Consider the following 7811-nt stretch of genomic DNA (forward strand, 5'->3'; position numbering starts at 1 on the left):
GGCCTCCTTGCCGCCGACGCGGCGCCCGACGACGGCGTGCCGCCCGGCGGTCTCCTCCATCACGGCGCGGAGCGCGGCGGCGTTGTCGTGGCCCGGCTTCCATCCCGCGGCCCGCAGCCGGGCGCAGTCGACCACCCACGGGTAGGCGACGTAGTGCAGGTCCGTCGCGGGCGCCGGGGTCATGCCGAGGCGGTGCAGCCGCTGCGCCATCCCGAACGTCAGCGCGGCGGGCAGCTCGAAGGTGCGCTTGCCGGTGATCTCGGTGACCTCGTCGGGGCCGAGCCAGCCCTCGCAGCCGACCGCGACCGGGCCCTGGACGTCCTCGGCGACGATCACCTCCAGCGCGGACGCGAGGTCCTCGATGTGGCAGAACTGCCAGCCGGGCGTGCTGCCCTTCACCGTCAGCAGCCGGGGCGCCTCGAAGTGCCGGGTGACGACGGTGTCCACGCCGGGCCCCGCGAGGGCGGCGGGCCGCACGACGGTGATCTCCAGCCCGGGGTGGGTGAGCGGCGCGGTCGCGGCCAGCTCCTCGATCTCCAGGAAGTCCCCGGCGATGCTGACGTTCGCCTCGGCGAGCAGCGGGGCGTCCTCGGGCAGCGGCACCTCGTTGCCGGGCCCGGCGCCGTACACCATGGCGCTGGTGACGAGCACCACGCGGCGGACCCGGGCCGCCGCGGCGGCCGTGACGACGGTCTGCGCGCCCCGCACGTTGTGGGTGCGGCGCTCCTTGGCGTCGACGTCCGGGGAGTGCTCGACGTCCAGGTTGACGATCACGTCCACGTCGGAGAGCCGGTTCGACAGCAGCGGGTCCCGGATGTCGACGACACGCCACGTGGCGCCGGTCACGTCGCCGCGGTGCCCGTCGATGGCGACGACCTTGCGGATGTCTTCCCGTTCGGCGAGCCGGGCGGCCAGCAGCCGCCCCGCCCCGGAGGCCGCACCGGTGACGGCGACGACCGGGGCCTTGCTACGCCGAGGGCGAACCTTGCCCGTTGCCACGGAGGTGCCCCCTTCCTTGAGTACGCGACCTTGCCGGGACCGGCTAACGTTGCGGATATGAGCCCATCATGCATCCCAGGGGCGAACCGATGAGTGACACTCCCTTCGGCTTCAACCGTCCCGGCGACGGAGACGACGATCGTCCCCAGGATCCATTCAAGGGCATGGGCGGCGACATGGCGCAGTTCGCCGACATGCTGCACCGGTTCGCGGACATGATCGGCGCGCAGGGGCAGGGCGGCGCGTCCGGCGGCCCGCTGAACTGGGACCTGGCCAAGAACATCGCCCGGCACCAGGTCGTCGAGCAGGGCGACCCGTCGATCGTGGACGCCGAGCGGCGCCAGGTCGAGGAGGCGCTGCGGCTGGCCGACCTGTGGCTGGACGAGGGCACCACGCTGCCCGCCGGCATCCGCTCGCCGAAGGCGTGGAGCCGGTCGGAGTGGATCGAGCAGACGCTGCCGGTGTGGGCGAAGGTCTGCGACCCGATCGCGTCCCGCATGGTCGAGTCGATGGGCGGCGCCCTCGGCGGCGCCGGCGAGATGCCCGCCGAGATGCAGGCGATGGCCGGCCCGCTGATCGGGATGGTCAAGCAGATGGCCGGCGCGATGGTCGGCGGCCAGGCCGGGCAGGCGCTCGGCGCGCTGGCCCGCGAGGTGACCGGTTCGGCGGACGTGGGGCTGCCGCTGGCGCCCGACGGCGTCGGCGCGCTGCTGCCCGCGGGGGTCGAGGCGTTCGGCTCGGGCCTGGAGGTCTCCGAGGACGAGGTCCGGCTGTACCTGGCGCTGCGGGAGGCCGCGCACCAGCGGCTGTTCGCGCACGTGCCGTGGCTGCGGGCGCACCTGCTCGGCGCCGTCGAGGAGTACGCGCGCGGCATCACCGTCGACCTGTCGGGCATCGAGCAGGCCGTCCAGGGGCTCGACCTGAGCAACCCGGAGGCGATCCAGGAGGCGCTGGGCGGCGAGCTCCAGCTGCAGCCCGAGGAGACGCCCCGGCAGAAGGCGGCGCTGGCCCGGCTGGAGACCACGCTCGCGCTGGTCGAGGGCTGGGTCGACACCGTGGTCAACGAGGTCGCGCAGAGCCGGCTGCCCGAGTCGGTGAAGCTGGCCGAGGCGGTGCGGCGGCGCCGCGCGACGGGCGGCCCGGCGGAGCGGACGTTCGCGACGCTGGTCGGCCTGGAGCTGCGGCCGCGGCGGCTGCGCGAGGCCGCGGCGCTGTGGCGCAAGCTGACGGAGGTGCGGGGCGCGCAGGGCCGGGACGCGGTCTGGGAGCACCCCGACCTGCTGCCGACGGCCGACGATCTCGACGATCCGGACGGCTTCGTGCACGGCCGGGAGATCGAGGGGCTGTCCGACCTCGACCTGAGCAACCTGACGAACCTGACCACGGCGGCCGAGGAGAACGAGGACGAGGGCTCCGCCGAGGCCGGCGGGACGTCCGGGGCCGAGCCCGGCGAGAAGCCGGACGAGAAGCCGGACGAGAAGCCCGAGGACCCCGGCGAGGGGGACGCGGGGTCCGGCGGCCAGGGGCCGCGGTCGTGAGCGGGACGCGCGTCCCGCACGCGTCCCGGGTGAACGGCTGCCGCTACGAGCCGGGGTCGTCCACGAACGTGATCCGGCGGCGGGTCGCGCGCGAGAGCCTGTGCTGGCAGCGGCCCGTGGACCAGGAGCGGCGCCGCCGGCATCCGGCCAGCTCGCCCTACGCCCGCGCCAACCGCACGTGACCGCTCCGTCCGCTCCGTCCGCCGCGGCCCCGCTGTACGCCGACGCCTTCCAGGTCCTGTCGTCCTGGGAGGCGCCCGACGCGGACCAGGAGCGGCTGCGCCGGGAGTTCCTGCGGCACCTGGAGGAGCACCCGGCGGACGGGATGTGGCGGGAGTGCGCCGGCGCGCACATCACCGCCAGCACGGCGGTGCTCGACGCGTCCCGGTCCCGGATCCTGCTGACGCTGCACTCCAAGATCAAGGCGTGGCTGCAGCTCGGCGGGCACTGCGAGCCCGGTGACGCGACGCTGGCCGGCGCCGCGCTGCGGGAGGCGACGGAGGAGTCCGGCATCCCGGATCTGCGGCCGCTGCCGGGGCCCGTCCAGCTGGACCGGCACCGGGTGCGCTGCCATCCCGAGGGCACGTGGCATCTCGACGTCCAGTACGTCGTGATCGCTCCGGAGGGCGCGCGGCATGTGGTGTCGGACGAGTCGGACGACCTGGCCTGGTTCCTCCTCGACGATCTCCCCGACGACACCGACGACGCCCTGCGCCGCCTGGCCGCCCGCGCGGTGCGGCGTTAGCGCAGCGGCGCCGGCGGACGCGGCGACGGCAGACGGGGTGCCGGCGGATGAGGCGTCAGGAGACGCGGCGCTAGCGGAGCGGCGAGCCTTCGAGGAGGGCCCGCGTGTTGTCCCAGCCTTCCAGGCCGGGATCGAGAAAGCGCAGGTCGGCGGGGGTGCGGATGCGGTGCCAGCCGGGCCCCTGCGGGACGAGCCCGGGGCGCGGGGCGGCGGCGCGGAGCCGGGCCAGGGCGTCCGGGGCGTCGAGCACGGTCCCGGATCCGCCGTGTACGGTGCCCGGTTCGCCGAGTGCGGCGGCGAGCCAGGCGGGCAGCGGCAGGCGGGCGGCGAGCGCGACGAGCCCGTTGCCGTCGGCGGCCTGGCAGGCGGCGGCGGGAGCGCTGCCGAGGGCGCGGAACAGCTTGCCGAGCAGCAGCGGCGGCAGGTCGGGGGCGTCCGGCACGATCAGCGCGGCCTCGCGCGCGCCGAGCGCGTGCAGGGCGGCGAAGGCGGCGGCGGGAGCGGGGTCGCGGACGATCGGCGTGCCCGGCCAGGTGATCGACTCCGCGTCCGCGGGGCCGTCCGGGTCGGCGACGAGCGCGGCCGTCACGAACTCCAGGCCGGCGGCGACCTCGTAGACGTCCTCGAGCATGGCCAGCCGGAACTCGGCGTCGTCCACCCCGGGGGGAGCGGCGGACGGGCCGGACGGGTCGTACGGCAGGACCGCGACGCAGCGGTCCCCGATCGGGTTCCCGGGCAGGGTCACCCGGCGACCTCGTGGGGGAAGCCGTCGCCGTGCAGGCCGTCGCCGTGGTGCATGCCGTCGTCGTGCGCGGGCTCCTCGTCGGGCGCGTCCGCCTCCAGCGGCAGGTGCGCGGCGGCGGCGACGCCCTCCAGGTACCCGCGGGCCCGGTCGGCCTTGGGGTAGTTGCCGACGAGCTGCCAGAAGTCGGCGCCGTGCCCCGGGATCAGCAGGTGCGCCAGCTCGTGGATCAGCACGTAGTCGACGACCCAGGACGGCATGCCGCGCAGCCGGGTGGACAGCCGGATCGTGCCGTCGTCGGGGGTGCAGGATCCCCAGCGGGTGCGCTGGTTGGCGACCCAGCGGACGCTGACCGGGTCGGCGCGGCCGTCCAGGTAGCGGCGGGACAGCTCGTGGGCGCGCGACTCGAGGTCGGCGTCGGAGGGGCGGCGGCGGCGCTCGCGCTCCTCCAGCCGTTCCAGGATGGTGGCGATCCACTGCTCCTCTTCGGCCTTGCTGAGCCTGGAGGGCACCATCACCACCACCTTGTCCCCGTCGCGGTAGGCGGACACGGTCCGGCGGCGCCTGGTGCTGCGGCGGACCTCAACGTTAGGGGGCACGGCGCAACCGTACCCAAAATTTTGGGTCCTCCACAGGGGGTGTTTGACGTCAGCCCAGGTCAGAGCCCATCTTTTGGTGGAGCCTCAACTGCTTTCCACAGCCCGTTCACGCGCCGGTGAAGCGCGGGGAACGCTTCTCCCGCTGGGCGGCCAGTCCCTCGATCATGTCGTCGGACGCCATCGTGACGGGCTGGGCGAGCGATTCCCAGCGCAGGGCGGCGTCCATGTCGGCGTGCCCGCCGTCCGCCAGGGCGACCTTGGTGAGCCGGGTCGCGATGGGCGCGTTCGCGGCGATCCGCTCGGCGATCTCCAGCGTCCTGTCCAGCACGTCCTCGCGGGGGAACGCCTGGTTGACCAGGCCGTGCCGGGCGGCCTCGGCGCCGGTGAGGACCCGTCCGGCCAGCAGCATCTCGCGGGCCAGCGGCAGCCCGGCGACCTCGGGGAACAGCCAGGTGGCGGCCATGCCGGGGTGCAGGCCGAGCGCGGTGAACGGGGCGAGCAGCTTGGCGTCCTCGGCGGCGTAGCGCAGGTCGCAGGCGAGGGCGAGGCACAGCCCGGCGCCGACGGCGTGCCCGTTGACGGCGGCGATCGTGGGGACCTCGAGGCTCCGGATCGTCAGCCACGTCCGGTAGAACGCGAGCATCCGGTCGCGCAGCGCGGGGACGGCGACGGCGTTGGTGTCGGCGAGCCAGGACAGGTCCCCGCCGGCGCTGAACGCGGAGCCGGCCCCGGTGAGCACCACGCAGCGCAGTTCGGAGTCGCCGCGCAGGTCCGCGACGGCCTGCCGGTAGGCGGCGGTCATCTCGTCGGACATCGCGTTGCGCCGGGCGGGGTCGTTCAGCGTCAGGACGGCGATCCCGTCGGGACGGCGCTCGACCCGCAGCACCTCTGGCTGTTCTCCGGACATGGCTCCGCACCGTACCGTGCGGCGCGTGCGCGGTGCTCGGGCGCCCCCTCCGCGGCGCCCGAAAGGGCCGTCTCCGGCCGCGCGAGATGCGTGAGAAAGCGCACACTTACCATGGATGCGCAGGTCACAGCGTTTCCCGTCACCGGGGTTCCGGTATTTGAACCCCGGTCGTTGTGGCGCGAACAACAGCCGATCACCGACAATGGTCGGCGTGAGCGATCTTCCCCGCCGCGCGGTGACGCGGTCAGCAAAGCTGGCGTCCCTCCCCCTCGGCTTCGCGGGGCGCACCGCCCTCGGCATCGGGAAGCGGACCATCGGCAGGCCCGCCGAGGCCGTCGCCATGGAGATCCAGACGCGCACCGCCGAGCAGCTGTTCAAGGTGCTCGGCGAGCTCAAGGGCGGCGCGATGAAGCTCGGCCAGATGCTGTCGATCTTCGAGGCGGCGCTGCCGCCGGAGATCGCCGGGCCGTACCGCGCCACCCTCACCCGGCTGCAGGAGGCCGCTCCCCCGCTGCCCGCCTCGACCGTCCACAAGGTGCTCGCCGAGGCGCTCGGCGAGGACTGGCGCGACAGCTTCACCTCGTTCGACGACCAGCCGGCCGCCGCCGCGTCCATCGGCCAGGTGCACCGCGCGGTGTGGTCCGACGGCCGCCCGGTCGCGGTCAAGGTGCAGTACCCCGGCGCCGGCAAGGCGCTGATCAGCGACTTCAACCAGCTCGCCCGGCTCGGCCGGCTGTTCGGCGTCCTCATGCCGGGCCTGGACGTCAAGTCGATGCTCGCCGAGCTGAAGGAGCGGGTCGTCGAGGAGCTCGACTACACGATCGAGGCCGAGTCCCAGACGATCATCCGGGACGCCTACCTCGACGACCCCGACTTCTATGTCCCCGAGGTCATCGCCCAGTCCGGCGACGTGCTGGTCACCGAGTGGATGGACGGCACCCCCCTCTCGAAGATCATCAGCGACGGCGACCAGGAGACCCGGAACCACGCGGCGCTGCTGTACTGCCGGTTCCTGCTGTCGGGGCCGAAGCGGTCCGGGATGCTGCACGGCGACCCGCACCCCGGCAACTTCCGGCTGCTGGACGACGGCCGGCTCGGCGTGCTCGACTTCGGCGCCGTCGACCGCATCCCCGGCGGCTTCCAGCGGCGGCTCGGGCTGCTGCTGCGGATCGGCACGATGGCCGACATCGACGAGATCGAGGACGCCCTGCGCGAGGAGGACTTCATCCGCGAGGGCGTGGAGGTCGACGCCGAGGAGCTGCAGGCGTTCCTCGCGCCGATCACCGAGCCGTTCGTCACCGAGACCTTCAAGTTCAACCGCGAGTGGCTGCGCGACATGGCCGCCCGCGTCACCGACCTGCGCCCCACCAACGTCGTCCGGCAGCTCAACCTGCCGCCCGAGTACGTGATCATCCACCGGGTGCTGTCGGCCGGCACCGGCGTGCTGTGCCAGCTGGAGTGCGAGATCCCGGCCCGCGCCGAGTCGCTGAAGTGGGTGCCCGGCTTCGCCGACGACGAGGACGGCGAGCTCGTCACCGGCTGAGGGAAAGAGCGTGAAGGACGGCGGGCCCCGTCCGCGCTGATGAGGCGCGGGCGGGGCCCGTCGCGGTGCGTCCGGCGAGTGGGAGGCCGGAGCACCGGTGTCCGCCGGGAGGCGCGCCCTGGATTCAGGTGGCGCCCGCCGAAACCATCCAAAGAAGCGGCGGGCCGGCGCCCTGCGACCGGCGGACCGGAGGTGGTCATCGGTGGTTCTTCGACCCGTGCGCGTCGGCGTCGCGGGACGCGGTCGGCGCGAGCAGCACCCGCCGCACGCGCGACGCCCTCGTCTGCGCCTCCCGGCGCGCGCGCCGCAGGGCGCGCACGCGGGCGGCGAGCTCGTCGGGCACGGTCACGGGTATTCGCTCCCGTGACAGGTCCTGGCTGAGCAACGTCATCTCGTTCTCCCCGGCCGCCCGGAGGCGGGGGGCCCCCCCGGGGGGCCCCACGCCCCGGGGGCCCAGCCCTCCTCTCCGTTCGATCAGTTGCGCGCGTCGTCCTGTCGCGGCAGGCCGCCAGGCGGTGCCGACCAGGGCGACGTCCCACTGGTACGCCGGGGCAGCGGCTCGGTCGGCGTGTCGTCCGGGTCCGGGTAGCCGAGGCTCAGCGGCTCGGTGTCCCGTTCCGCCGACTGCGGCGGCGGCCACTCGGTCACCGGCAGGTCCTGGGTCGTCGCCTCGGCCGGCGGCGGCACCACCGGTGCGGGCCTCGGCCAGCGCCGCCACCGCTGCCCGCTGAACGTCGC

9 protein-coding genes and 1 pseudogene are annotated in these 7811 nt (G+C 74.4%); 4 read left to right on the top strand and 6 right to left on the bottom strand.

Going from position 1 to position 7811, the window contains the following annotated elements:
• On the bottom strand, window positions 1-999 hold a 999-nt coding region (locus tag ABZ914_RS41900), incomplete at its 3' end, for an NAD-dependent epimerase/dehydratase family protein (RefSeq protein WP_500200258.1).
• Window positions 1000-1088: 89 nt separating this feature from the next.
• Between ABZ914_RS41900 and ABZ914_RS41905 the strand changes: the two genes are divergently transcribed.
• The 3 genes from ABZ914_RS41905 to ABZ914_RS41915 are packed head-to-tail and all read left to right on the top strand — an operon-like array spanning window position 1089 to window position 3282.
• A complete protein-coding gene (locus ABZ914_RS41905; RefSeq protein ID WP_500200260.1) occupies window positions 1089-2537 on the top strand; it encodes a zinc-dependent metalloprotease in 1449 nt (482 codons plus the stop codon).
• Window positions 2534-2719, top strand: a complete 186-nt coding sequence (locus tag ABZ914_RS41910) for a hypothetical protein (protein WP_190852697.1) — start codon at window positions 2534-2536, stop codon at window positions 2717-2719. Before ABZ914_RS41905 ends, ABZ914_RS41910 begins: the two co-directional genes overlap by 4 nt.
• Complete coding sequence (locus tag ABZ914_RS41915; protein ID WP_500200261.1) at window positions 2716-3282, top strand: NUDIX hydrolase; 567 nt, start codon at window positions 2716-2718, stop codon at window positions 3280-3282. The genes ABZ914_RS41910 and ABZ914_RS41915 overlap by 4 nt, the downstream gene beginning before the upstream one ends.
• Window positions 3283-3352: 70 nt before the next feature.
• Here the strand turns inward: ABZ914_RS41915 and ABZ914_RS41920 are convergent, their stop codons facing one another.
• The 3 genes from ABZ914_RS41920 to ABZ914_RS41930 all read right to left on the bottom strand — a co-directional run bounded on the left by ABZ914_RS41920 (window position 3353) and on the right by ABZ914_RS41930 (window position 5530).
• Entirely contained in the window at window positions 3353-4027 is a 675-nt protein-coding gene (locus ABZ914_RS41920) for a DUF2064 domain-containing protein (protein ID WP_500200263.1), read from the bottom strand.
• Window positions 4024-4575, bottom strand: coding sequence for a M48 metallopeptidase family protein (locus tag ABZ914_RS41925; protein ID WP_433155626.1), 552 nt, complete (start codon window positions 4573-4575; stop codon window positions 4024-4026). Before ABZ914_RS41925 ends, ABZ914_RS41920 begins: the two co-directional genes overlap by 4 nt.
• Before the next feature lie 154 nt (window positions 4576-4729).
• A complete protein-coding gene (locus ABZ914_RS41930) occupies window positions 4730-5530 on the bottom strand; it encodes an enoyl-CoA hydratase/isomerase family protein (protein WP_500200265.1) in 801 nt (266 codons plus the stop codon).
• 211 nt (window positions 5531-5741) lie between these two features.
• On the opposite strand from ABZ914_RS41930, the gene ABZ914_RS41935 reads away from it, so the two are divergent.
• Window positions 5742-7073, top strand: a complete 1332-nt coding sequence (locus ABZ914_RS41935; protein WP_500200266.1) for an ABC1 kinase family protein — start codon at window positions 5742-5744, stop codon at window positions 7071-7073.
• 196 nt (window positions 7074-7269) lie between these two features.
• Here ABZ914_RS41935 and ABZ914_RS41940 read toward each other — a convergent pair whose 3' ends face one another.
• On the bottom strand, window positions 7270-7464 hold the full coding sequence (locus tag ABZ914_RS41940) for a hypothetical protein (protein ID WP_190852704.1): 195 nt from the start codon (window positions 7462-7464) through the stop codon (window positions 7270-7272).
• A gap of 83 nt (window positions 7465-7547) precedes the next feature.
• A pseudogene (locus tag ABZ914_RS41945) lies at window positions 7548-7811 on the bottom strand (hypothetical protein); the annotation flags it as partial.

Source organism: Spirillospora sp. NPDC046719, assembly GCF_040645715.1.
Lineage (GTDB): Bacteria > Actinomycetota > Actinomycetes > Streptosporangiales > Streptosporangiaceae > Spirillospora.